We start from the raw sequence: 24,125 nt of genomic DNA on the forward strand, positions 1-24,125 counted from the left end.
GTCAGGCCAGCTGGTCGGCGATGGTCGACTCGGCGAGCTGAGACAGCCCCTCCCGGATGTGGCGTGCCCACATCGACCCGATGCCGTCGACCGACTGCAGATCGCTGGCGCTGGCCGCCAGCACGCCCTGCAACGAGCCGAACGCGTGCACCAGCAGGTCGACGTGGGCGAACTGCAGCCGGGGGATGCCTGCCATCGCCCGGTAGCCCCGCGAGCTCATCGCCGAGTCCTGCGCCTCCAAGGTGGTCGGATACCCGAAAACCCTTGCCAGCGCGGTGAAGTCGAGCAGTTCGTTGTCGCTCAACCCGTCGAGTTCGTCCAAGGTGGACGTCACCTGCGTGGTGTTCGGCGGGTCGGGGTTGGCGTGATAATCACGCACGATCAGCTCGCGCGCGGTGTCGTTGTCGCCGAGGAGCTCCTCCAGCTGAAGCTTCAGCTGGCGGCCGTCCGTGCCGAGTTCGACGACGTCGGCGTCGATTTCGAGGCTGATCCGCCGAACCATCTCGAGGCGCTGCACCACGGTCATCACGTCGCGTAGGGTCACGAAGTCCTCGATCTCGGCGGCCGAGAGCTGACGGTTGACCTCGTCGAGGCGGGTCTTGTAGCGCTCCAGGGTGGCGATGGTCTGGTTGGCCCGCGACAGGATGGCGGCCGAGTCGGGCACCACGTGACGTTCGCCCGCGACGTAGACGGTCACGATGCTCATCGAATGGCTCACCGACACAACCGGATAGCCGGTCTGCACGGCGGTGCGTTCCGCGGAGCGGTGCCGGGTACCGGACTCGTCGGTGGGGATCGATGGGTCGGGCACCAACTGCACGTTGGCCCGCAGGATCCGGGTTCCGTCGCTGGACAGCACCACGGCACCGTCCATCTTCGAGAGCTCGCGCAGCCGCTGCGGCGCGAACCGGACGTCGAGCGAGAACCCGCCGTCACAGATCGCTTCGACGCTGTCGTCGTAGCCCAGCACGATGAGCGCGCCCGTACGGCCGCGCAGGATGCGTTCCAGGCCGTCGCGAAGGGCCGTCCCAGGGGCCAGCCGGCCCAGGGTCTCCCGGAGCGTCGGACGGGCCAGCTGCACCACGTTGCCGCGGCTCGACCGACCGCTCGACTTCATGGCCATTACGTCTCCTTGGATCGGCCGCCATTGTCCGCGATGCGCTGCACCCCTTGCAACAGTCTGCCGATGTCCTCGCAGGTGATGATCTGCAGGCCCTTGGGCACATCCTTGACGCTGGGCGGCACCATCGCCCATCTGAAGCCCAGCCGGGCAGCCTCGGCGAGCCTGCGATCCATGCCCGTGACACGCCGAATGTCACCGGCGAGCCCCACTTCGCCGATGAACACCGCGTCGGCGAGCATGGGGACGTCCCTGGCAGCGGACGCGATCGCGGCGGCCAGCGCCAGGTCCGACGCCGGATCGGACAGGCGCATGCCGCCGACGGTGGACAGGTACACGTCGCTCTTCCCGAGCGGCAACTTGGCGCGCTTCTCCAGCACGGCCAGGATCATCGCGGCGCGCGACGAGTCGATGCCGCTGGTGGCCCGGCGCGGGATGCCGGCGGACGCTTCGGCGACGAGCGCCTGCACCTCGCCGATCAACGGGCGCTTGCCGTCCAACGTCACCGTCACCGCAGTGCCTGCGACCGGTGTGGGCCGCTGATCGCGGAACAATCCCGAAGGGTCGGCGATGCCCTCGATTCCGCTGTCGTGCAACTGGAAACAGCCCACCTCGTCTGCCGCGCCGAACCGGTTCTTCACCCCGCGAATCATGCGGAGCGTCGAAGCCCGGTCACCTTCGAAGTGCAGCACGACATCGACGAGGTGCTCCAGGGACCGCGGCCCGGCGATCGCGCCGTCCTTGGTGACGTGGCCGACGAGGATCATCGCGACACCCGTGGTCTTGGCCGCCATGGTCAGCGCGGCGGTGACGGCGCGGACCTGGGTGACCCCGCCGGTGACGCCGTCGACCTCGGTGGTGGTCATGGTTTGCACCGAGTCGACGACCACCAGCGACGGCTGCACCGCCTCGATGTGCCCGAGCGCGGTCGGCAGATCGGATTCGGCGGCCAGGTAGACCTCGTCGTGCGTGCAGCCGGTGCGTTCGGCGCGCAGCCGGATCTGACCGGCCGACTCCTCACCCGAGAGGTAGAGCGCGCGTCGGCCCGTCTCGGCCCAGCGGTGGACGACCTCGAGCAGCAGCGTCGACTTGCCGACCCCCGGATCGCCCGCGAGCAGCGTCACCGAGCCGGGAACCAGGCCGCCGCCAAGCACGCGGTCGAGTTCGCTGACGCCGGTCTGGAAGTGCCGCGTAGTGCCCGGGTCGATGGAGCTGATGGGCACGGCGGGTGACGACGGGACGACGGTTCGATTCCCGGCCACGCCGGGGCGGGTGGTGATCGCCGCGACCTCGTTGATCGTGCCCCAGGTACCGCAGTCCGGGCAGCGGCCCACCCATTTGGACGTGACGTGACGACACTCCGAGCAGCGATACTGCGAACGCGCCTTCGGCCCAGCCCTAGTCACGAACCGACGGTAGCCGCCGCGACCGACAGAACCGCGTCGGCGCGCTAGTGGTGGGCCTCCGTGTCGGCGCCCTCGCCGTCGTTGGCGGCATTCTCGGCTTCACGTCGCGGCGCCTCTCCGGCCGAGATGGGCACCTCGACCTTCTTGGTGCCCGCCTTCTCGAACGTGAACGTGAAGCCATACGTCAGGCCGTTGGTGATGGGCTTGGACAGCGCGACGGCGGCCTCCGCGGTCGCGGCAGCCTCGGTGGCGTCCAACGGGCTTGGCTGAAGGTCCGGAGTGCCGACCAACAGCGTGCCGCCTGGCGCGATCTTGGTGTCGCCGGTCAGCGCGACGGTGCCGACGTCCGACGAGATCGACACCAGCCGATCGCCGTCGGCCGGGGAACCGTTGACGGCGACGAACAGCAGTTCGACGTCGCTACCCGGCTGCAGGAAGTCGCCGGTCTGAGGCGCCCGCAGATGCACGTTGCGCAAGTCGATCGCGCCGACCGTCGCGGCAGTGCCGTTGACCGCCGGCTGCTGCATGGCGGTCTGGGCCACCTGCCCGGCACTGCAGCCGGCCAGTGTCACCCCGACGGCGAGGGCGCCCACCGCCAAGCCCGCGGTCATCGCAGAAGTGCGCGTTCTGAAGCGGTTCACTGAAGCCTCCTGCTCGGCCGACGAGACGACCGTGAACGTGGGTGCGGGGTTTCGACTATGCAGAGTAGTAGGTGGCGGTTGGGCGCGGTAGCCGAGGTCTTGCGCCGCGCCCGAGCAGCGGCCGAATCCCGTTCCTACGGCAGGTCGCCGGGGTCCGACGACGTGTCCGCGGAGTTGCTCGTCGCGGTTGCCGAAGGCCCGTTCAGAGTCATACCGGTTGCACGGATTCGTCACCCTGTCAACCCCTAGTCTTCACCCGTGGTGCCCCTGACCTGCATAGTTGTTCAACACGTGTCTGCGCCCCGTGCTAACATTGAGACGTGAAAGGGGCTCTAATCTGATGATTTTCAAGGTCGGAGACACCGTCGTCTATCCACATCACGGCGCCGCGCTGATCGAGGCGATCGAAACCCGGACCATCAAGGGCGAAGCGAAGGAATATCTCGTCTTGAAGGTCGCCCAGGGTGATCTCACCGTCCGAGTCCCTGCAGACAATGCAGAGTACGTGGGCGTGCGTGACGTGGTTGGACAAGAAGGTCTCGACAAGGTCTTCCAAGTCCTGCGTGCCCCGCATACCGAGGAGCCGACCAACTGGTCGCGTCGCTACAAGGCGAATCTCGAGAAGCTGGCGTCCGGCGACGTGAACAAGGTTGCCGAGGTCGTCCGCGACCTGTGGCGCCGCGATCAGGAGCGTGGGCTCTCCGCAGGCGAGAAGCGGATGCTGGCGAAGGCCCGGCAGATTCTGGTTGGCGAACTCGCACTGGCCGAGAACACCGACGAGGAGAAGGCAGAGACCATCCTCGACGAGGTACTCGCCGCCGCGTCCTAAAAGGACACCTGGTGCGCATCGGTCTGGGTACCGACGTACATCCCATCGAGGCCGGACGGCCGTGCTGGTTGCTGTGCCTGTTGTTCGACGACGCCGACGGCTGCGCCGGGCATTCCGACGGTGACGTTGCGGCGCACGCGTTGTGCGATGCGCTGCTCAGTGCGGCCGGACTCGGTGACCTAGGCGCCGTCTTCGGCACCGACCAGCCGCAGTGGCGCGGTGTCGGCGGCGCAGACATGTTGCGCCACGTGAACCGGCTGCTCCAGCTCGAGGGCTATCGGATCGGCAACGCCGCCGTTCAGGTCATCGGGAATCGACCCAAGGTGGGACCGCGTCGGGCCGAGGCCCAAGAGCTGCTCTCGGAGCTGCTCGGTGCGCCCGTTTCGGTGTCGGCGACCACCACCGACGGCCTCGGATTGACGGGCCGCGGCGAGGGCTTGGCGGCCATTGCGACGGCGCTGGTCGTGGCTGTTGAGGGCTGAGTGTCAAACAACCGGGAATTAGGCCGGTAAGCTGGCCCGTCGTGACCGATCGCGCCGGATTGCGGCTACACGACACCATGACAGGTGCCGTGCGCGACTTCGTCCCGCTGCGCGAGGGCCACGCGTCGATCTACCTGTGCGGCGCAACGGTGCAGGGGCTGCCGCACATCGGCCACGTGCGCAGCGGCGTCGCGTTCGACGTACTGCGGCGGTGGCTGACGGCCAAGGGATTCGACGTCGCCTTCATTCGCAACGTCACCGACATCGACGACAAGATCCTCAACAAGGCCGCTGACGCCGGCCGCCCGTGGTGGGAGTGGGCCGCCACCTTCGAGCGGGCGTTCAGCGAGGCCTACGACGCGCTCGGGGTGCTGCCGCCGTCGGCGGAGCCCCGCGCCACCGGCCACATCACGCAGATGGTCGAACTGATCGAGCGGCTCATCGAGGGCGGGCACGCCTACGCCAGCGGGGGCGACGTCTACTTCGACGTGCTGAGCTACCCGGAGTACGGGCAGCTGTCGGGGCACCGCATCGACGACGTCCATCAGGGCGAAGGCGTGGCCACCGGCAAGCGCGACGAGCGCGACTTCACGCTGTGGAAGGGCGCCAAGCCAGGTGAGCCGTCGTGGCCGACGCCGTGGGGCAGGGGCCGGCCCGGCTGGCACACCGAGTGCGTGGCGATGTGCGAGTCCTATCTGGGCTCCGCGTTCGACATCCACGCCGGCGGCATGGACCTGGTGTTCCCGCACCACGAGAACGAGATCGCCCAGGCCTGCGCGGCCGGGGACGGCTTCGCCCAGTACTGGCTGCACAACGGCTGGGTCACCATGGGCGGCGAGAAGATGAGCAAGTCGCTTGGCAACGTGCTCGCCATTCCCGCGGTGCTGCATCGCGTGCGTGCGGCCGAACTGCGCTACTACCTCGGCAGCGCGCACTACCGGTCGATGCTGGAGTTCTCCGAGACGGCGCTACACGATGCGGCCAAGGCGTACACGGGCATCGAGGAGTTCCTGCACCGGGTGCGAAGTCGGGTGGGGCTGGTGGTGCCGGGCACCTGGTCGCCGAAGTTCGCGGCCGCGCTCGACGACGACCTCGCCGTTCCGGTGGCGTTGGCGGAGGTGCACGCGGCACGGGCCGAGGGCAACCGTGCGCTCGACGCGGGCGATCACGACGCTGCGATGGCGCACGCGCAGTCCATCCGGGCGATGATGGGCATCCTCGGCTGCGACCCGCTCGACGAGCGCTGGGAATCGCGCGACGAGACGTTGGCCGCGCTCGGCGCCATCGACGAACTGGTGCAGTGGGCGCTTGCGCAGCGCCAGGAAGCCCGCGAACAGCGGAACTACGCACAGGCCGACGAGATTCGCGACCGGCTCAAGGCCGCGGGCATCGAGGTCACCGATACTGCCGACGGCCCACAGTGGAGCCTTCTGGATGGGGGCGACAAGTAGATGGCCGGCAATTCGCAACGCCGTGGAGCCGTGCGCAAGACTGGCACCAAGAAGGGCCCCACCGTCGGCTCGGGTGGCGTCCGCCGCCGCGGGCTGGAGGGCAAGGGGGCGACGCCGCCGGCGCACGAGCGGCCGCACCATCCGGCAGGCAAGCGTGCCGCGCAGGCCGCCAAGCAGCAGCGCGGTCGGCCCGCCCGCAAGAAGACCGACGACGTCGAACTCGTACTCGGCCGCAATCCCGTGGTCGAATGCCTGCGCGCGGGCGTCCCGGCCACCGCCCTCTACGTCGCACTGGGCGCCGAGTCCGACGAGCGGTTGACTGAATCCGTAACGCGCGCAGCGGATTCCGGTATCTCGATCCTCGAGGTGCCGCGCTTCGATCTCGACCGAATGAGCACCAACGGTCTGCACCAGGGCGTCGCGCTGCAGGTGCCACCGTACGACTACATGCATCCCGACGATCTGTTGAAGGCCGCGACCACCGACGTCATGCCCGCACTGCTCGTCGCATTGGACAACATCTCGGACCCGCGCAACCTCGGTGCCATCGTGCGGTCGGTCGCCGCGTTCGGTGGGCACGGGGTGCTGATCCCGCAGCGGCGCTCGGCGTCGGTGACGGCGGTGGCGTGGCGGACCAGTGCGGGAGCCGCTGCGCGCCTTCCCGTCTCGCGTGCGACGAACCTCAACCGGACGCTGAAGAGTTGGGCCGACGCGGGCCTGCAGATCGTGGGCCTGGACGCCGACGGCGACACGACGCTCGACACCCTCGAGGCGTCGGGCCCGACCGTCGTGGTGGTCGGATCCGAGGGCAAGGGACTGTCGCGGCTGGTTCGGGAGAACTGCGACGCGGTCGTGTCGATCCCGATGGCCGGGCCGACGGAGTCGTTGAATGCGTCGGTCGCCGCCGGTGTGGTGCTCGCGGAGATCGCCCGCCAGCGCCGCGGCTGAGCCTCACACCCCGAAAAGCTCGACGCTCAGCCACAGCCCGAGCACCGCGACGACCAGGGTCGCGGGCACGGTGCAGAACCCGATCCGGCTGAACTCGACGAACCCGGTGTCGAGCCCGTCACGCCGGATGACGTTGCGCCACAACAGGTTCGACAACGAACCCGGATAGGTGAGGTTGGGCCCGACGTTCACTCCGATCAGCACCGCAAGCACCGCGGCCGGCCCAGCGCCAGCGACGAGGGGGAGCAGCACCAACACCGCGGGCAGGTTGTTGACCAGGTTGGCCAGTAGGGCGGCGACGACGGCGATGCCGAGTAGCGCGGGCAGCGTCGCGGCGGTCGGCAGCACGGCACCGATCGCGCTGCCGAGTCCATGTTGGGTGACCCCGGTGACCACAACGCCGAGACACAGCACGAACGCCAGGAACGGCACGTTCGCGGCGCCAACGAGGCCAGCGATAGTGGTGCGGCGCCGCACCAACCCGTGGACGGCGAGCACCACCGCGCCCGCCAACGCGGCCCACGCCGGTGCCACGCCGAGCGCCGAGGCCGCCGCGAACCCCGCCAACGTCGCGCCAAGGACGACGAGTACGAACACGGGCACCTCCGCGGGCGGCGGGGTCGGAGCCGGACCTGGCGGCTCGGCGAGCTCACGTCGAAAGACCAACCGCAGCAACAGGTATTCGACCGCGATCGCCAAGACCCACGGCAACGCCATCAGCGCAGTGAAGTGAGCGAAGCTCAGGCCCGCGGCGCCGAACGCCAGCAGGTTGGTCAGATTGGACACCGGCAGCAGCAACGACGCAGTGTTGGCCAGGTGTGCGGTGGCGTACGCGTGCGGTCTTGGGGCACGTCCGAGCGTGCGGGCCGTCGCCAACACCACCGGGGTCAGGAGCACGACGGTCGCGTCCAGGCTGAGCACGGCCGTGGTGCCCGCCGCGACGACGAAGACCGAGCCGAGCAGCGCGCGCGGATCGCCGCCGCTGCGACGGGCCATCGCGACGCCGGCCGCGTGAAACAGCCCCTCGTCGTCGCAGAGCTTGGCGAGCACCAGCACGGCGGCCAGGAAGCCCACCACGGGCAGTAGCCGCATTACCTCAGCTACGGCGGCATCCCAGGCGACCACACCGGAGGCGACCAGCACGCCCGCGGCCGGCACCGCGACGACCGCTTCGGGCCAGCCCCGTGGCCGGACCATCGCGAACGCGAGCACCACGGCCAGCGCGCCGAGCGCCAGCGTCAGCTCCACGGGTCAGCGCGCCGCCACAGTGTCGGCAGATGCAATGCGACGCCGTCGTCGCGGGCCAGCCGGAGCAGCACCCGCATCGACACGTCCAGGTCGTCGGCGACGTAGGGCAGTGCGCGCAGCGGCTGGTGAAGCGGCCGGAAGAAGTCGTCCCAGTGGATCAGCACCACGCGGCGCGCCCGCACCGTGCGCACCGTCTCCGTCCAGTAGTCGACGAGATAGCGCTCGGGTTGCAATCCGAGCTGGCCGACGCCGAGGTATACGACGTCGGCGTGCTGACCCTGCAGTGCGCCTGCCACGTATCCGGCGCTGCCGACGACGAGCATCCGGCGGTCGGTGGGGACGTGGCGGATCACCGTCGACCACGCCTCCCCGCACTTGTAGGCGGAAGTCCTGACCGGCGGCACGACGGGAGCGGTGATCGTTCCGGGGAAGCGATCCGGCGGACAGTGGTGGCCCTCGATCAGGGTGACTTCCCAGTTTGCCTTGGCGCCCAACGTGATCGGCTCTCCCGAGGTCGCTACGACCACGCGGTCGTCGGGCAGTCCGTGGCCACGCCCGATGTGTGCGGCCGACGTGCCGCCAACCACCTTGGCGCCCGTCCGCTCGGCGACGAAGGCCGAGTCCATCGCGTGGTCGAAGTGGGTGTGCACGGGCATCACGGCATCCAGTGCCGTGACACCGAGTCGGGCCAGGCAACCGTCGACGCGGGGTGGCGAGGGCGAGATGCGGCGCGTCCCAACGGCGGCGAGGGTGGGGCGGGAGAAGAAGCCGTCGGTCATCAACGCGGAATCGCCGTCGTCGACCAGCAGGGTGGTGACGCCGGCCCACGTGACGGTGATCGGGGAGTCCGCGGTGGCGGCGGGGTCGTCGAAGTGATCGGCGTAGTCGCCGAGCGCCGGCCTGCCGAGTTTGAGCCGCATCAGGTGAACGCGCCCAACGTGATTCCCTCGGCCACCAGCCGTTCCCGCAGGGTCGTGGCGATTAGGACGGCGCCCGGCGAATCCCCATGCACGCAAACCGATTCCGCTTCGACCGTGATGATCGACCCATCAACGGCGGCCAGTCGGCCCGTCGTCACCATCGTCACCACCCGTTCGGCGATCTCGTCGGGGTCGTGCAGCGCCGCGTCGGGCTCCCGGCGCGAAACCAGTTGGCCGTCGGGTCGATACGCGCGGTCGGCGAACGCCTCGGGCACCGTTCGCAGGCCGAGGCGTGCCGCGGCGGCGAAGAACTCCGACCCGGCCAGCCCGAGCACCGGTAGCGCGGGATCCACGGCGTGCACGGCCTCGGCGACGGCCTGCGCCTGCGCGGAGTCGGTGACGATCGTGTTGTACAGCGCGCCATGGGGTTTGACGTAGCCGACCACCGAACCGGCGGCGTGCGCAAGGGCCTGCAACGCCCCGATCTGATAGATCACGTCGGCGGTGAGGTCCTCGGCGGTGACGTCGATGAACCGTCGACCGAACCCGGCCAGATCCCGATAGCCCACCTGGGCGCCGATGCGTACGCCGCGTTGGGCGGCGGCTCGACAGGTACGGGCCAGTCCGGCCGGATCGCCCGCGTGGAAGCCGCATGCGACGTTCGCACTGGTCACCACGTCGAGCATGGCGTCGTCGTCGCCGAGTTGCCACACCCCGAAGCCCTCACCCAGATCGGCGTTGAGGTCGATCGTCACGGCGGACACCCCGGCAAGCCTACGACCGCGGAAGTCGACTGCCAGCCGTTCTCGGACACGAACTCCGGCAACGGACGGCCGAACGTCCACTCCACTAGCTCGAGCACGGGTCGGTCGGGGAATTCGGGTACCGGTCCGAGACACAGGATCGCCACTGGCTCGGCGTCGTCGGGCATGTTCAACAGGCGGGCCAGCCGAACCGGGTCGAAGATCGATACCCATCCCATCCCGAGGCCCTCGGCGCGCGCGGCGAGCCAGAGGTTCTGGATGGCGCACGACACCGAGGCGAGGTCCATCTGCGGCATCGTGCGGCGGCCGAACACGTGCCTTCCGCGATCGTCGCCAAGGGCGACGACGAGCAGTTCGGCGCAGTCCAGGATGCCCTCGACCTTGAGCGCGAGGAACTCGTCGGCGCGTGGGCCGAGCGCCTCGGCGGTGAGCCGACGTTCGTCGTCGACCAGTGCGTGGAGCCGTCCTCGCAACGCCGCGTCGGTGATCCGGATGAACCGCCACGGCTGCATGAGCCCCACGCTCGGGGCGGCGTGAGCGGCCGCGAGCAACCGGGCCAGCACCTCGGTCGAAACGGTTGAGTCGGCGACGAACTCGCGCATGTCGCGGCGCTCGGCGATGGCGCGGTAGACCGCGCGGCGCTCGGTCTCGTCGAACGCGTGCCCGGTCACAGTGGGCAAGCTTAGGTGGCAGCATCGAGACGTGAGCCAAACCCGCGACGACGTGCTCGTCACTGCCACCGAACTCGAGGCGCTGCTCGGAGGCGCCGCCCCGCCGACCGTGCTCGACGTGCGTTGGCAGCTGGGCAAGCCCGACGGCCGAGCAGACTACGAGGCCGGTCACGTGCCGGGAGCCGTGTACGTATCCCTCGAGGACGACCTCACCGACCACGCGGTGACGGGCCGCGGCCGACACCCGCTGCCGTCCGGGCGGGCCGTGGAAGCGGCGGCGCGTGGGTGGGGGATCGCGACGGGCGAGACGGTCGTCGTGTACGACGACTGGAACCGGGCGGGCTCGGCCCGCGCCTGGTGGGTGCTGACGGCGGCGGGCATTCCCGGCGTGCGCATCCTCGACGGCGGGCTGGCCGCGTGGACGGCGATCGGCGGCGAACTCGAGATCGGTGCGGCGACGGTGGCGCCTGGCGACGTCGAGGTAGCGCACGACGACCTCTACGCAGGTGGGTTGCCGACGCTGACGGCCGACCATGCGGGCGCCCTGGGGCCGCGGCTGGCCGACGCGCGTGCGCCCGAGCGCTTCCGCGGGGAGGTCGAACCCGTCGACCCGGTCGCCGGCCACGTGCCTGGCGCCGTCAACGTGCCGAGCACATCGTTGCTGAACGCCGACGGCACGTTTCTGTCCCACGACGCGCTGACGCACGCGTGGGGCGACGCCGCGGGCGCGTACTGCGGATCCGGTGTCACCGCGTCGGTGGTGGTCGCCGCGCTCGCGTCGGCCGGGGTGCCGGTGGCGCTGTTTCCCGGGTCGTGGTCGCAGTGGTGCAACGAACCGTCGCGGCCGGTGGCGACGGGCGACTGACTGGTTCCTACCCCGGGTCGCGGAGCCTTATTGGAAACGGTTATCGTTACCAACATGTCGATCACCACCACTCGTCGTCGCCTGGCCGCTGCGGTCCTGCTGGCCGCCCCGTTGTTCCTCGCCGCGTGCTCCGACGGCGGCGACGAGCGGACTGCCTCGCAGCCGAGCGCCGCCGCCCCCTGCCCGACGACGCCCGTCGACGTCGTGGTCAGCGTCGACCAGTGGGGCGACATCGTCTCCGAACTCGGTGGGGCGTGCGCCAAGGTCACGACGCTGTTGGCGAGCTCGTCAGTCGATCCGCACGACTACGAGCCGTCGCCCGCCGACGCGGCCAAGTTCGAGGGCGCGCGGCTCGTCGTCGTCAACGGTGGCCACTACGACGAGTGGGCCACCAAGCTGGCGGCCGGCTCGGCGCCCGACGCGCCGGTGGTCGACGCGGCGAAGATCAGCGGCGGCGACGAGCACGGCGAGGCCAACCCTCACATCTGGTACCTACCGGCGGCCGTCAAGGGCGTCGCTGACGCGGTGACCGCCCGACTCACCGAGTTGGCACCGGACGCGAAGGCGTACTTCGCCGATCGCCGACGCGCCTTCGCCGACGCGCTCGGCGAGTACGACCGGCTCATCGCGTCGATCAAGGCGTCGGCATCCGGCAAGACGTACGCGGCCACCGAGAGCGTGTTCGACTACATGGCCGCCGCCGTCGGCCTGCAGAATGAGACCCCGCAGGGCTACCAGAACGCGACGAGCAACGAGTCCGACCCGTCGCCGGCCGACCTCGACGCGTTCCTCGGACTGCTTCGCACCAAGGGCGTCGACGTGCTGATCTACAACACCCAGACGGAGGGCTCGGTGCCCGCACAGCTCCGCAGCGCCGCGGAGGCGGCGGGCGTCCCCGTCGTCGAAGTCACCGAAACGGTGGCGCCGGGCGCGGATTCGTTCGAGGCTTGGCAGGTGGACCAACTCAAATCCCTCGCCAAGGCGCTCGGTGTCGCAGGCTGACGACGCGGAGCCTTCCCCGCCCGCCCTGTCCTTCGACGACGTCAGCGTCGTCCGTGGTGGCCGGCTGATCTGGTCGGAGGGCAGCTTCGAGGTTCCGACGGGCGGCATCATCGCCGTCATCGGGTCGAGCGGTTCGGGTAAGACGACGCTGCTTCACGCGGTGCTCGGAATGATCCCGACGGCCTCCGGTGAGCTCCGGGTGCTCGGCAAGCTGCCCGGCGCGGCCACCGGGCTAATCGGCTACGTGCCGCAGAACTACGCCGCGGCGGCGGGCAGCGCCATCCGCGCGCGGGATGCGGTGATGCTCGGATTGACCGGCAACCGTTGGGGTTTCGGCCGCGCAGGCGCCGACGAGCGCCGCCGCGTCGACGAGATCCTGGCCGCCGTCGACGCCGACGACTTTGCGAGCCGCAGGCTCTCGCAGCTGTCCGGCGGCCAACGGCAGCGCATCGCCATTGCCGAGGCGCTCGTCGGAAGGCCGCGACTGCTGATCCTCGACGAGCCGCTGACCGCGCTCGACGTGCGCAACCAGCGGGGCATCGTGGGGCTGCTGGCCAAGATTCGCGACGAGTTCGGCGTCACCATCGTCGTGGTCGCGCACGACCTCAACCCGCTGCTGGGCATCCTGGACGGCGCGATCTACCTGCTCGATGGTCACGCGCACTTCGACACCATGGACGAGGTGGTCGACGAAGGGCTGTTGACCCACCTCTATGGAACGTCGATCCAGGTGGTTCACACCCCGCAGGGTGACCTCTACATGCGGAGCGTGTGATGACTCAGTCGGTGATGGCGCTCGGCTACCAAGACAACTGGGCGCAGATCCTGACGTCGGCCTTCATGCGCAACGCGTTGATCGGAGGGACTCTGGTCGCGTTGGCCGCGGGTCTGATCGGCTACTTCATCATCGTGCGCAACAGTGCCTTCGCCGCGCATGCGTTGGCCCACATCGGATTTCCCGGTGCCACCGGTGCCGTCCTGCTCGGACTCCCCGTCACCGTCGGCCTTGCGGTGTTCTGTGTCGGGGGCGCGCTCGTCATCGGCGCACTAGGCAAGCGGGCCGACGAACGTGAGGTCGCGACCGGGACGGTGCTGGCCTTCGCGACCGGCCTCGGGCTCTTCTTCAGCTCGCTGGCGACCAAGAGCAGCAGCACCGTCACCAACGTGCTCTTCGGCAACCTGCTGGCCGTCAGTCATCAGCAGTTGGTGACGTTCGGGGTGGCGCTCGCGGTGATCGCCGCGAGCATCGCGTTCGTGTACCGGCCGCTGCTGTTCGCGTCGGTCAACGCCGAGGTCGCGGAGGCCAAGGGCGTGCCGGTGCGTGTGCTGTCGGTGGTCTTCATGGCGCTACTGGGGCTGGCGGTGACGATGGCGGTGCAGGCCGTGGGGACGCTCCTGCTGTTCGCGCTGGTGGTCACGCCCGCGGCCACGGCGATTCTGTTGACCGCACGGCCCGCCGCCGCGATGGCGGTCGCGACGGTGCTGGCCGTGCTGTCGGTGTGGAGCGGGCTCACCCTGTCGGCGATGTTCAACGTGCCGCCCAGTTTCGTGATCACGACCATCGTGTGCACCATCTGGCTGGTCGTCTGGTTGGTGGCGCAACGCAGCGGGGAGCCCCGCGGCGCGCCAGCGCCTTCGCACGGCGCGCCGGTCGCCGACCACTGACGCGTCTCCACGCGTCCCGAGGGGAGCGGCTAGCCTCATGGAGCATGTCCAGAGGTGCGGTGCCCAGGAGGCGTGCCACCCTGGCCTCGCTGGCCGCGGAACTCAACGTTTCGCGCACCACGATCTCCAACGCCTACAACCGCCCCGACCAGCTGTCGGCCGACCTTCGCGAACGGGTGCTCGCCGCCGCCAAGGAGCTGGGCTACGCCGGACCCGACCCGGTCGCGCGCTCGCTGCGCACCCGCAAGGCCGGGGCCGTCGGGTTGGTGATCACCGAACCGCTCAACTACTCGTTCAGCGACCCGGCCGCGCGCGGCTTCGTGACCGGACTGGCCGAATCGTGCGAGGAGGCGGGCCAGGGGCTGCTGCTGGTGGCTGTGGGTCCGGGCCGTGCGGTGGAAGACGGGACCGCAGCGGTGCTCGCCGCGGGCGTCGACGGATTCGTGGTGTACTCGGCCTCCGACGACGACCCCTACCTGGCGGTCGTCACGCAGCGCGGGCTTCCCCTGGTCGTCGTCGACCAGCCCATGGACGTCCCCGGCGCTTCCAGGGTCTGCATCGATGACCGGTCGGCCATGCGATCCATCGCGGAACACGTTGTGGGCCTTGGCCACCGGCACATCGGACTGCTGACGATGCGGTTGGGCCGGGAATGGCCGCACGAAGGCACCGCGCCCGCCGTCGCCGACCCCGACCGGGTGCAGACCCCGCACTTCCACGTTCAGCGCGAGCGCATCAACGGCGTCCTCGACGCGATGAGGAATGCTGGGCTGGAACGAGATTCGTTGACGGTGGTGGAGTGTCACGAACACGGTCCGTCGTCAGGTGGGGCGGCGGCGGAAGTGGCACTGCAGGCCAATCCACAGCTCACCGCGCTCATGTGCACCGCCGACGTGCTGGCCTTCTCGGCGATGGACTACCTACGCGCACACGGTATCTACGTCCCCGGGCAGATGACGGTGACGGGCTTCGACGGGGTGCCCGAGGCGTTGGCACGCGGGCTGACCACCGTGGCGCAGCCGAGCGTCGCAAAGGGCCGTCGCGCGGGGTGGTTGCTGGTCAACCCACCCCGGTCGGGCCTGCCGGCGGTCGAAGTACTCGACACCGAACTGGTGCGCGGCCGCACCTCCGGCCCGCCGGCCTAGCGGCGAGTCTGCAACAGGTACGCCAACACGGCGGCGACGTCGTCGGGCGCGTCGATGCGGTAGGCCGCCAACGTCGGCCCGGGTCCCACCTTGACGCCGACGTCGGCGTCGCGCATCCGGCGGAAGGCCTTCTCGTCGGTGACGTCGTCGCCGAGGAACACCACCGCCGTCGCATCGCTCTGTGCGCGCATGATGTCGACGGCCTCACCCTTGTCGGTGGAGATGACGGCCAACTCCAGCACCGCCTTGCCCTCGGTGGCGTGTGCATCCCAGGACTCGGCGGCGGTACGCGCCTCTCGCAGCGCGGCTTCGCCGTCGGCCGCGCTGGCGTTGCGCACGTGAAGCGCGACGCTGGCGGGCTTCGTCTCGACGGTCACGCCGGGGCGGTCCGCCGCGATCGCCTTCAGCGCGGCGGCGATGCGCGCAAGCAGCACCTCGTCCACGTGGTGCGCGAAGCCGGTGTCGAACTCTGCCCCGTGGCTCCCGACCAGATGGACCGTCGACGGTGCACCCGAGAGCTCGCGCAGCACGCTCAGCGCGCGGCCAGAGATGAGCGCGACGGACGTCGACGGAAGCTCGGCCAGCGCGGCCAAGGCCTCGGCGGCCTGGGGGAGTGGACGCGCATCGGCTGGGTTGTTGACGATCGGCGCGAGGGTGCCGTCGAAGTCGGACGTGACGAGCAGCCGCTCCGTCGCGGCGGCGGCGTCGAGCGCGCCGATGAGGTCTACCGGGAGCTCGCTCACCGTCAGATCTTCGGGTGCTCGCCGTCGCCGATGAGCAGCCGCATGGCCAGGTCGAGTCGTTTGCTGACGTCCGTGGCCGACGCCCGTCGCGTCAGCCAGGCCAGCAGGTTCGACAGCCACACGTCGGAGATCACCCGAGCGATGTGGTACTGGTCCTCGGTGGGTTCGCCTTCGCTCATCGCACGGGCGAACATCGAATCCATCAGTTTGCCGACGTGATCAACCTCACCTGCGGCCGAGGCGTCGGCGAACACGAATGCGCGCGTCATCGCCTCGGTCAGCAGCGGGTTGCGCTGCATCGCGCGGTTGAGCCTGCCGACCATCATGTTGAGCCGTAGGTACGGGGTGCCACCGAGCAGGGAGGCACGGTCGGTCTTGGCGTCGATGCGCTCGAACTCGCGGCCCAACGCCGACACCAGGAGGTGCACCTTCGAGGGGAAGTACCGGTACAGGGTGCCGACGGCGACGTCGGCCCGCTCGGCGACCGCGCGCATCTGAACGGCCTCGTAGCCGCCCTTTGAGGCGATGGCCAGGGTGGCGTCGAGAATGCGCTTGCGGCGTTCCCGCTGTGCTTCGGACCCGAGTTCGGACTCAGCCAAGACGGCCACGTTCATCACCCGCCGTGGGCTGGCGGAGGAATCAGTGTTGGTGTGTGCTGGCGTCGACATGCGGCGGGGAACTCCTTCACGTTGCGCACTGGGTGAAAACGATACGCAAGACGGTCGTTGATTTCCCACCTCCGTGCCCCCGGGACACCGGCGTGTCCTGCTCTAATGGCGGTCGACTTGACGTTCGATCGCTGTCACCATTAGAACACGTTCTAGTGTGAAGCATCGCGTTCTCGCACGAGGCTAGGAGGCCGGAGATGGCTCAGTCTGTTGTGGCGGGGTCCCCACCCGGCACTGACGAACAGTTTGCCGCGCGTGAGCTCGTCCGTAGCTGGGCGGCCGGCTCGGGAGCGATCCAGGCGGTGCGCGACGTCGAACAGGGCAACGCCGACGCCTGGCGGGCGCCCTACACCGGGCTGGCGCAACTAGGGATATTCGGCGTCGCGATACCCGAGGAACTCGGCGGCGCGGGCGGCAGTGTCGAGGACCTGTGCGCCATGGTCGACGAGGCCGCGGCGGCACTCGTGCCCGGCCCCGTCGCGACGACGGCACTGGCCACCCTCGCCATCACGGACGAGACGATCCTGGACGCGCTCGCGTCCGGTGAGCGCACCGCGGGCGTCGCCCTGAGTTCGACGATCACCGTCGAAGGAGCCACCGCGTCGGGCACGGCGGACTTCGTACTCGGCGGGCTGGCCGACGGGCTGCTCGTGCTACCGGCCGGCGACCAATGGGTGCTCGTCGACGCGGGCGCCGACGGCGTCACCGTCGAAACGCTGACGGCCACCGACTTCTCCCGCCCGCTGGCCCGCGTCACGTTGACGTCGGCGCCCGCCGCCAAACTCGACGTGACGTATCAGCGCTTCGTCGACCTGACCGCCACGGTGCTGGCCGCCGAGGCCGCCGGGCTGGCGCGCTGGATGCTTCACACCGCCACCGAGTACGCGAAGGTGCGCGAACAGTTCGGCAAGCCGATCGGCAGCTTCCAGGCCATCAAGCACATGTGCGCAGAGATGTTGCTTCGCGCCGAGCAGATCTCGGTGGCGTCGGGTGATGCGGCCGCCGCGGTGGCCAATCAGGACGAGCGTCAGCTGTCCATTGCGGCCGCGGTCGCAACGGCCACCGCCATCGACAGTGCCAAGGCCAACGCGAAGGACTGCATCCAGGTGCTCGGCGGGATCGGCATCACGTTCGAGCACGACGCCCATCTGTATCTGCGTCGGGCTTACGGAATTGCGCAGTTCCTCGGCGGACGGTCCCGCTGGCTGCGGCGCGTCGCCGCGTTGACCAAGCAGGGTGTGCGCCGCGAGCTGCACATCGATCTTGACTCGGTGGTCGACCTTCAGCCCGAAATCGCTTCTGCGGTTGCTGAAATCGCGGCATTGCCAGCCGAGAATCAGCGAGTGGCGCTCGCTGAATCGGGGCTGCTCGCACCACATTGGCCGCGGCCGTACGGCCGGGAAGCAGGTCCTGCCGAGCAGTTGCTGATCGACCAGGAGCTGGCGGCGGCGGGTGTGACGCGCCCCGACCTGGTCATCGGCTGGTGGGCTGTCCCAACGATTCTCGAGCACGGCCGCCCTGAGCAAGTCGAACGCTTCGTGCCGCCGACGTTGACTGGCGAGCTGTTCTGGTGCCAGCTGTTCAGCGAGCCAGGGGCAGGCTCCGATCTCGCCTCACTGCGCATGAAAGCCGTTCGCGCCGAGGGTGGCTGGCGGCTCACGGGGCAGAAAGTGTGGACGTCGCGGGCGGACTGGGCGCAGTTCGGCGTCTGCCTGGCGCGCACCGACGCCGATGCGCCGAAGCACAACGGCATCACGTACTTCATCGTGGACATGAAGTCGCCGGGGCTCGACATCCGGCCGCTGCGTGAGATCACCGGCGACAACCTGTTCAACGAGGTGTTCTTCGACGACGTGTTCGTGCCCGACGAAATGGTTGTCGGTCAGGTCAACGACGGCTGGCGACTGGCCCGCACCACGCTGGCCAACGAGCGCGTCGCGATGGCTCACGGCACCGCGCTCGGCAACCCGATGGAAGAGCTGCTGCGCACCGTGACCGAACTCGACTTCGACGCGGCCGTTCAGGACGCGCTGGGCGAGCTGATCCGGTCGGCTCAGGTGGGCTCGCTGCTTGACCAGCGGATCGCTCAGCTGATCCTCGGCGGCCAGGATCCGGGACCGCAGGCAAGCGCGCGCAAGCTGATCGGCGTGCGATACCGGCAGGCGCTATCCGAGCTGAGGATGGAACTGTCCGAAGGTGCGGGCGCGCTTGAGAATCGAGAGGTGCACGACTTCCTCAACACCCGCTGCCTCACGATCGCCGGCGGCACCGAGCAGATCCTGCTCACGGTGGCCGGGGAGCGACTGCTGGGGCTGCCGCGGTAGGCGCCGTTCCTATGTCGCGCGGAACGTCAGCGCGTCGCCGTTCATGCAGTACCGCAGGCCGGTCGGTTGGGGCCCGTCGTCGAAGACGTGGCCGAGATGCCCGCCGCAGCGGCGGCACAGCACCTCGGTGCGGGTCATGCCCAGAGTGCTGTCGTCGCGCTCGATGACGCCGTCGTCCATGGCCTTCCAGAAGCTCGGCCAGCCGGTGCCGCTGTCGAACTTGGTGGTCGACGAGAACAGGTCGAGTGCGCAACCGGCGCACCCGAAGACGCCGGCGCGGTGCTCGTCGTTGAGCGGGCTGCTGTAGGGCCGCTCGGTACCGGCGTTGCGAAGCACGTCGTACTGCTCGGCGTTGAGGAGTCGGTGCCACTCGTCATCGGTGTGGGTGACCTCGAAGGTCTCGTTCGACGTGGTCGGGGTGCCGTTCGCCAGGGGGTTGCGAATCGCGCTGCACCCCGCGAGCACGCCGACCAGGGCGGCGCCGAACAGCACGCGGCGACGGTTCAGGGGGGTGGTCACTGGTCAAGAATATGTCCGGCGGGGCACGACGAGTCTTACCGATTGCGAACGGATTCCGGTGCGGGGCGTCGGGCGCGTGATTGCGGGCCCATGATGGATGCCATGACGTCGCGTTCGAGAGTATTGCTGGCCGGGTGGCTCGCGCTGGTGGGAGTCGCCGGCGCAGTGGTCGTCGGTGTCAGCCCTTCGACGCCACCAAGGAGCGAGGCCGCCTCGAGCGCCATTCCGGCACCGGACGTCGACGAGCCGGTGGCGTCGTCGTCGACGCTGGAGACCGCCGTGCTCGCCGGTGGCTGTTTCTGGGGTGTCCAGGGAGTGTTCCAGCACGTAAAGGGTGTCACCGCAGCGGAATCCGGCTACGCGGGTGGCGACGCGGCGACGGCGAACTACGACACGGTCAGTGGCGGTGAGACGGGGCATGCCGAGTCCGTGCGCGTCACCTACGACCCGACGCAGGTGACGTTCGGGCAGCTGCTGCACGTCTACTTCGCGGTCGTGGCCGACCCCACCCAACTCAACCGCCAGGGCCCCGACGTCGGAACGCAGTACCGGTCGGCGATATTCGCCCAAGACGCGACTCAGCAGAAGGTGGCCGCGGCCTACATCGCTCAGCTGGACCAGGCCGGAGTCTTTCCCGCCAAGATCGTCACGACCGTGTCGCCGAAGGCCGAGTTCTTCCCCGCGGAGGCCTACCACCAGGACTTCCTGAACTCGAATCCGTCGTATCCCTACATCGCCGCCAACGACATGCCGAAGCTGGACGCGCTCAAGTCGACGTTCCCGGCCGAGTACCGAGCCCAACCGGTGCTGATGCTCGCCGCGAGCGGTCAGTAAGTGGTCTGGGCGCAGGCCGTCGGCGACGTCAGGTTGATGTTCGCGTAGACCACCTGGATGTAGGAGCAGACGATGAAGTCGGCGTCGAGCTTCGGCCGTCCGGTGGCCCAGTCGGTGGTGCGCGAGTTGCCGTGCACCATGAACTTCTCCGGCGGTCCACCCTCGAAGTAGGTGGTGGGGAACTCAACGGGCCCAATGGATTTCATCATCCTGGTGTTGGGGGCGTCGAAGTCCGAATCCAGGTAGACCAAGCGGTCCGACGATCGCACCGTGGTGTTCTGGCGGGCATAGAACTGTGGCGGGAAGCCCGTCGGGCCGTCGGGAGTGCGCAGATTCGCCGCCGACGTGAAGTAGCACTGGCCGTCGGCCTTCACGCAGTTGGCGGTGGTGTGGATCTCCAGCGTGGTGAACTCGTCGACCGGGATCGAGGCCGTCGCGGTGTTCTCCGCGGCCGATGCCACGGCGGTCGGCGCGACGAGGGCGATGGACAGCCACGTCGCCGAGATTAGAGCGGTGATGCCGGCAAACCGTCTCATACTGCTCCCTCTAGTCCCATCCCGCGGCAAAGGCTAGCCCGCTGGCTACTCGTCGTAGGTGACTTCAACCGAATCGGACTTGGGGTGCGCCTGGCACGCCAGGATCAGGCCCTCGTCCAGATCGGACTGTTCGAGCACGTCGTTGACGTGCATGTCCGTCTCGCCACTCTTCCTCAGCACCGCGCACGCGCCGCAGTGCCCCTCGCGGCAGGAGAACGGCGCGTCGAGGCCCTTGTCGAGCAGGACGTCGAGCAGCTTCGCGTTGCGTGGCCACGCGATCTCGTGGGTGGTTCCGTCGAGGGTCACCACCGCGGTCGCGGGACCCTCGGCGCTGTCATCGGCCTCGATGACCACGGCCGCGAACGGGTCGGACTCCAGCGACTTGAACACCTCGATGTGGATGTGTTCGGGGGGAGCTCCTGCCGCCTTGAGTGCTTCCTCGGCGGCGGCCATGAACGGGCCGGGTCCGCAGATGAAGGCGTCGCGGCCGAGGTAGGGCGCCACCAACGTGCCGAGCGCGACGGCGTTGGGCAACCCCTGCACCGACTCCAGCCAGTGCACGACGGTCAGGCGGTCCGGGTACTTGGCCGCAAGGTCGCGCAAGGCGGCGGCGAAGATCACCGACTTCTCGTCGCGGTTGGCGTAGACGAGGGTCACGTTGCCCGATCCCTCGGACAGCGCGGACTTGACGATGGACATCATCGGAGTGATACCGCTTCCGGCGGCCAGCAGCAGGAAGTCGGCATCGAGCGTCTTGGGCACGAACGTCCCGGACGGGGCGAGCACGTGGACGTGCATCCCGACGTGCGCGTTGTCGCACAGCCAGTTCGAGGCGTAGCCGCCGACGGTGCGCTTGACGGTGACGGTCAGTGGGTCGCCGGTGAACGGTGAACTGCACAGCGAGTAACAGCGCGCCACCGACCCGGTCCGGTCGCTAGGCACCCGCAGCGTGAGGAACTGGCCGGGCGCGTACCGCAGGCGATCGGCAGGCACCTGGGCGCCGTCGGGCACCTTGAAGACCAGCGAGCGCGCGTCGGCGGTTTCGTCGACGACGTCGGCCAGCTGCAGCTCGAGCACGTGGCTGCCGAGCGGCTCGTCCGTCACGCTGCGTCCCCCTCAAGTCTCGTTTTCCGGCCCGGAACTAGAACATGTTACAAAAACGGGCTTCCGCAGGTCTAGCCGCCATAGGAATGCCTTGCTCGACACAAATCGTAACGTGTTCTAATCTCTGTCTAGATCCTTAGTAGCCCCGCCAGCCTGGAGGCAGTCAGTGACGCCCGTCGACAGTATTGAACAACGCGACGCCTTGTCCGTCCTAGACGGTATCGATGATCTGTTGCCGTTGATCAGCAAGCGGGCCCAAGCGGCCGAGGACCTGCGGCAGATCCCCGACGACACCATCGCGGAACTGGACGAGGTCGGCTTCTTCAAGCTGCTTCAGCCATCGCAGTGGGGCGGGCTCGAGTGCGACCCGACCGTCTTCTACGAGGCCGTGCGCCGGCTCGGCAGCGCATGTGGTTCCACCGGCTGGGTGAGCTCGATCATCGGCGTGCACAACTGGCACCTCGCCCTGTTCGACCAGCAGGCCCAGGACGAGGTCTGGGGTGACGACGCGACCGTGCGCGTGTCCTCGTCGTACGCCCCGATGGGCGCGGGCGTCGTGGTCGACGGCGGCTACCTGGTCAGCGGCGCCTGGCAGTGGTCGTCCGGATCCGGCCACGCGACGTGGGCCTTCCTCGGCGGTCCGGTGATCAAGGACGGCAAGCCGGTCGACTTCGGCAGCTTCCTGATCCCACGCAGCGAGTACCGCATCGACGACGTCTGGCACGTCGTCGGGCTCAAGGGCACCGGTTCCAACACTGTCGTCGTCAAGGACGTGTTCGTGCCGCGGCACCGCTTCCTGTCGTACAAGGCGATGAACGACCGCACCGCGGGCGGCCTGGAGAACAACACCGCGCCGGTGTACAAGATGCCTTGGGGCACCATGCATCCCACCACTATCACCGCCCCGATCATGGGCATGGCCTACGGCGCCTACGACGCCCACGTCGAGCACCAGGGCAAGCGGGTGCGCGCCGCGTTCGCGGGCGAGAAGTCCAAGGACGACCCGTTCGCCAAGGTGCGCATCGCGGAGGCGGCCAGCGACATCGACGCCGGGTGGCGGCAGCTGATCGGCAACGTGCGCGACGAGTACGAACTGTTGAAGGCCGAGAAGGAGATTCCGTTCGAACTCCGGGCTCGTGCCCGCCGCGACCAGGTCCGCGCCACCGCGCGCGCCATCGCGTCGGTCGACCTGCTGTTCGAGGCGTCCGGTGCCACCGCGCTCAACCTCGACCAGCCCGTGCAGCGGTTCTGGCGCGACGTCCATGCGGGCCGCGTCCACGCCGCCAACGAGCCCGAGCGGGCCTACCTGATCTTCGGAAACGACGCGTTCGGGCTGCCGCCCCAGGACACGATGGTCTGATGACTAAGTCCTTGTCCAAGTCCGAGGACACCCATACGTTCGAGTCCACCTCGCGCTACGCACAGGTCCGCGAGGACATGCGCCTGCACTATCACGAAGCGGGCGTCGGCAACCCGGAGACAGTCGTACTGCTGCACGGCGGTGGGCCCGGCGCATCGAGTTGGTCGAACTTCTCGAAGAACATCGCCGTGTTGGCCGAGCACTTCCACGTGCTCGCCGTCGACCAGCCGGGTTACGGCCACTCGGACAAGCACACCGAGCACGAGCAGTACAACCGCTACAGCGCGCTGGCCCTGCTAGGTCTTTTCGACCAGCTCGGCATCGAACGGGCTGCGCTGGTGGGCAATTCGCTCGGTGGCGGCACGGCAGTGCGGTTCGCGCTCGACAACCCGAAGCGTGCGGGCCGGCTGGTGCTGATGGGGCCGGGCGGGCTGAGCGTGAACCTCTTCGCCCCCGACCCCACCGAGGGCGTCAAACTGCTCGGCAAGTTCACCGTCGAACCGACGCGCGAGAACATGGAGAAGTTCCTGCGCATCATGGTCTTCGACCAGAAGCTCGTCACGGAAGAACTCATCGACGAGCGCTTCGCCATCGCCAGCCAGCCCGAGTCGCTGGCCGCCGCGCGGGCGATGGGGAAGTCGTTCGCGGGCCCCGACTTCGAGCTCGGGATGATGTGGCGCGAGGTGTACAAGCTGCGCCAACCCGTGCTGCTGATCTGGGGCCGTGAGGACAGGGTCAACCCGCTCGACGGGGCGCTGGTCGCGCTCAAGCAGATCCCGCGCGCGCAGTTGCACGTGTTCGGGCAGTGCGGTCACTGGGCTCAGCTGGAGAAGTTCGACGAGTTCAACAAGCTGACGATCGACTTCCTAGGGGGTTAGGC

Annotated in this window: 25 protein-coding genes; 13 read left to right on the forward strand and 12 right to left on the reverse strand. The window is 68.9% G+C overall.

The genetic code is table 11. From position 1 onward, the window contains the following. Position 1: 1 nt before the first annotated feature. Genes disA through SLQ33_RS16040 form a run of 3 tightly spaced genes read right to left on the reverse strand, consistent with a single transcriptional unit; the run spans position 2 to position 3,167 of the window. The gene (gene disA / locus SLQ33_RS16030) at positions 2-1,123 is read right to left on the reverse strand and encodes a DNA integrity scanning diadenylate cyclase DisA (protein ID WP_413467709.1); all 1,122 of its coding nucleotides are present in this window, start codon (positions 1,121-1,123) and stop codon (positions 2-4) included. Beyond that, positions 1,123-2,526: a DNA repair protein RadA gene (gene radA / locus SLQ33_RS16035; RefSeq protein WP_319454854.1), complete on the reverse strand. Its 1,404-nt coding sequence runs from the start codon at positions 2,524-2,526 to the stop codon at positions 1,123-1,125. The genes disA and radA overlap by 1 nt, the downstream gene beginning before the upstream one ends. A 44-nt stretch (positions 2,527-2,570) precedes the next feature. Further along, the gene (locus SLQ33_RS16040; protein ID WP_413467710.1) at positions 2,571-3,167 is read right to left on the reverse strand and encodes a hypothetical protein; all 597 of its coding nucleotides are present in this window, start codon (positions 3,165-3,167) and stop codon (positions 2,571-2,573) included. Positions 3,168-3,507: 340 nt separating this feature from the next. On the opposite strand from SLQ33_RS16040, the gene carD reads away from it, so the two are divergent. The 4 genes from carD to rlmB are packed head-to-tail and all read left to right on the forward strand — an operon-like array spanning position 3,508 to position 6,877. Beyond that, entirely contained in the window at positions 3,508-3,996 is a 489-nt protein-coding gene (gene carD / locus SLQ33_RS16045; protein WP_319454855.1) for an RNA polymerase-binding transcription factor CarD, read from the forward strand. An 8-nt stretch (positions 3,997-4,004) separates the two neighbouring features. After that, positions 4,005-4,478, forward strand: coding sequence for a 2-C-methyl-D-erythritol 2,4-cyclodiphosphate synthase (gene ispF, locus SLQ33_RS16050; RefSeq protein WP_413467719.1), 474 nt, complete (start codon positions 4,005-4,007; stop codon positions 4,476-4,478). A 41-nt stretch (positions 4,479-4,519) separates the two neighbouring features. Beyond that, entirely contained in the window at positions 4,520-5,929 is a 1,410-nt protein-coding gene (gene cysS / locus SLQ33_RS16055) for a cysteine--tRNA ligase (protein ID WP_319454857.1), read from the forward strand. Further along, on the forward strand, positions 5,930-6,877 hold the full coding sequence (rlmB, locus tag SLQ33_RS16060) for a 23S rRNA (guanosine(2251)-2'-O)-methyltransferase RlmB (RefSeq protein WP_319454858.1): 948 nt from the start codon (positions 5,930-5,932) through the stop codon (positions 6,875-6,877). It begins immediately after the preceding gene. A 3-nt stretch (positions 6,878-6,880) separates the two neighbouring features. On the opposite strand, the gene SLQ33_RS16065 is transcribed toward rlmB, so the two are convergent. The 4 genes from SLQ33_RS16065 to bluB are packed head-to-tail and all read right to left on the reverse strand — an operon-like array spanning position 6,881 to position 10,480. Continuing rightward, the gene (locus SLQ33_RS16065) at positions 6,881-8,125 is read right to left on the reverse strand and encodes an SLC13 family permease (RefSeq protein ID WP_413467711.1); all 1,245 of its coding nucleotides are present in this window, start codon (positions 8,123-8,125) and stop codon (positions 6,881-6,883) included. After that, positions 8,116-9,045: an MBL fold metallo-hydrolase gene (locus SLQ33_RS16070; RefSeq protein WP_319454859.1), complete on the reverse strand. Its 930-nt coding sequence runs from the start codon at positions 9,043-9,045 to the stop codon at positions 8,116-8,118. Before SLQ33_RS16070 ends, SLQ33_RS16065 begins: the two co-directional genes overlap by 10 nt. Further along, on the reverse strand, positions 9,045-9,800 hold the full coding sequence (locus SLQ33_RS16075; RefSeq protein ID WP_319455162.1) for a 5-oxoprolinase subunit PxpA: 756 nt from the start codon (positions 9,798-9,800) through the stop codon (positions 9,045-9,047). The genes SLQ33_RS16070 and SLQ33_RS16075 overlap by 1 nt, the downstream gene beginning before the upstream one ends. Then, positions 9,797-10,480, reverse strand: coding sequence for a 5,6-dimethylbenzimidazole synthase (gene bluB / locus SLQ33_RS16080; RefSeq protein ID WP_319454860.1), 684 nt, complete (start codon positions 10,478-10,480; stop codon positions 9,797-9,799). The genes SLQ33_RS16075 and bluB overlap by 4 nt, the downstream gene beginning before the upstream one ends. Positions 10,481-10,511: 31 nt before the next feature. Here bluB and SLQ33_RS16085 point away from each other — a divergent pair, with 31 nt between their 5' ends. The 5 genes from SLQ33_RS16085 to SLQ33_RS16105 are packed head-to-tail and all read left to right on the forward strand — an operon-like array spanning position 10,512 to position 15,157. Next, positions 10,512-11,345, forward strand: a complete 834-nt coding sequence (locus SLQ33_RS16085) for a sulfurtransferase (protein WP_319454861.1) — start codon at positions 10,512-10,514, stop codon at positions 11,343-11,345. Between the two features lie 54 nt (positions 11,346-11,399). Further along, entirely contained in the window at positions 11,400-12,347 is a 948-nt protein-coding gene (locus SLQ33_RS16090) for a metal ABC transporter solute-binding protein, Zn/Mn family (RefSeq protein WP_319454862.1), read from the forward strand. Next, the gene (locus tag SLQ33_RS16095; RefSeq protein WP_319454863.1) at positions 12,334-13,122 is read left to right on the forward strand and encodes a metal ABC transporter ATP-binding protein; all 789 of its coding nucleotides are present in this window, start codon (positions 12,334-12,336) and stop codon (positions 13,120-13,122) included. The genes SLQ33_RS16090 and SLQ33_RS16095 overlap by 14 nt, the downstream gene beginning before the upstream one ends. After that, the gene (locus SLQ33_RS16100) at positions 13,122-14,012 is read left to right on the forward strand and encodes a metal ABC transporter permease (RefSeq protein ID WP_319454864.1); all 891 of its coding nucleotides are present in this window, start codon (positions 13,122-13,124) and stop codon (positions 14,010-14,012) included. The genes SLQ33_RS16095 and SLQ33_RS16100 overlap by 1 nt, the downstream gene beginning before the upstream one ends. Before the next feature lie 44 nt (positions 14,013-14,056). Beyond that, a complete protein-coding gene (locus tag SLQ33_RS16105; protein WP_319454865.1) occupies positions 14,057-15,157 on the forward strand; it encodes a LacI family DNA-binding transcriptional regulator in 1,101 nt (366 codons plus the stop codon). On the opposite strand, the gene otsB is transcribed toward SLQ33_RS16105, so the two are convergent. Together otsB and kstR are read right to left on the reverse strand one after the other, a co-directional pair. Beyond that, positions 15,154-15,900: a trehalose-phosphatase gene (otsB, locus tag SLQ33_RS16110; RefSeq protein ID WP_319454866.1), complete on the reverse strand. Its 747-nt coding sequence runs from the start codon at positions 15,898-15,900 to the stop codon at positions 15,154-15,156. The two genes, SLQ33_RS16105 and otsB, sit on opposite strands and share 4 nt — an antisense overlap. Positions 15,901-15,902: 2 nt before the next feature. Next, positions 15,903-16,508 carry a cholesterol catabolism transcriptional regulator KstR gene (gene kstR, locus SLQ33_RS16115; RefSeq protein ID WP_319455163.1) on the reverse strand — a complete coding sequence of 202 codons (606 nt, stop codon included), beginning with the start codon at positions 16,506-16,508 and terminating at the stop codon, positions 15,903-15,905. Between the two features lie 257 nt (positions 16,509-16,765). Here kstR and SLQ33_RS16120 point away from each other — a divergent pair, with 257 nt between their 5' ends. Continuing rightward, positions 16,766-18,892, forward strand: a complete 2,127-nt coding sequence (locus tag SLQ33_RS16120; protein WP_319454867.1) for an acyl-CoA dehydrogenase — start codon at positions 16,766-16,768, stop codon at positions 18,890-18,892. 9 nt (positions 18,893-18,901) lie between these two features. On the opposite strand, the gene msrB is transcribed toward SLQ33_RS16120, so the two are convergent. Beyond that, positions 18,902-19,411, reverse strand: coding sequence for a peptide-methionine (R)-S-oxide reductase MsrB (gene msrB, locus SLQ33_RS16125; protein WP_413467712.1), 510 nt, complete (start codon positions 19,409-19,411; stop codon positions 18,902-18,904). A 102-nt stretch (positions 19,412-19,513) separates the two neighbouring features. Between msrB and msrA the strand changes: the two genes are divergently transcribed. Further along, a complete protein-coding gene (gene msrA, locus SLQ33_RS16130; RefSeq protein ID WP_319454868.1) occupies positions 19,514-20,245 on the forward strand; it encodes a peptide-methionine (S)-S-oxide reductase MsrA in 732 nt (243 codons plus the stop codon). Here msrA and SLQ33_RS16135 read toward each other — a convergent pair. Next, positions 20,239-20,781: a hypothetical protein gene (locus SLQ33_RS16135; RefSeq protein WP_319454869.1), complete on the reverse strand. Its 543-nt coding sequence runs from the start codon at positions 20,779-20,781 to the stop codon at positions 20,239-20,241. The two genes, msrA and SLQ33_RS16135, sit on opposite strands and share 7 nt — an antisense overlap. A gap of 45 nt (positions 20,782-20,826) precedes the next feature. After that, positions 20,827-21,885, reverse strand: a complete 1,059-nt coding sequence (locus tag SLQ33_RS16140) for a ferredoxin--NADP reductase (protein WP_319454870.1) — start codon at positions 21,883-21,885, stop codon at positions 20,827-20,829. A gap of 166 nt (positions 21,886-22,051) precedes the next feature. On the opposite strand from SLQ33_RS16140, the gene hsaA reads away from it, so the two are divergent. Both hsaA and hsaD read left to right on the forward strand, forming a co-directional pair. Beyond that, a complete protein-coding gene (gene hsaA, locus SLQ33_RS16145) occupies positions 22,052-23,245 on the forward strand; it encodes a 3-hydroxy-9,10-secoandrosta-1,3,5(10)-triene-9,17-dione monooxygenase oxygenase subunit (RefSeq protein WP_319454871.1) in 1,194 nt (397 codons plus the stop codon). Further along, on the forward strand, positions 23,245-24,123 hold the full coding sequence (hsaD, locus tag SLQ33_RS16150) for a 4,5:9,10-diseco-3-hydroxy-5,9,17-trioxoandrosta-1(10),2-diene-4-oate hydrolase (RefSeq protein WP_413467713.1): 879 nt from the start codon (positions 23,245-23,247) through the stop codon (positions 24,121-24,123). Before hsaA ends, hsaD begins: the two co-directional genes overlap by 1 nt. Positions 24,124-24,125 lie beyond the last annotated feature (2 nt).

The sequence above is a fragment of the Mycobacterium sp. RTGN6 genome (assembly GCF_033804605.1).
GTDB lineage: Bacteria > Actinomycetota > Actinomycetes > Mycobacteriales > Mycobacteriaceae > Mycobacterium.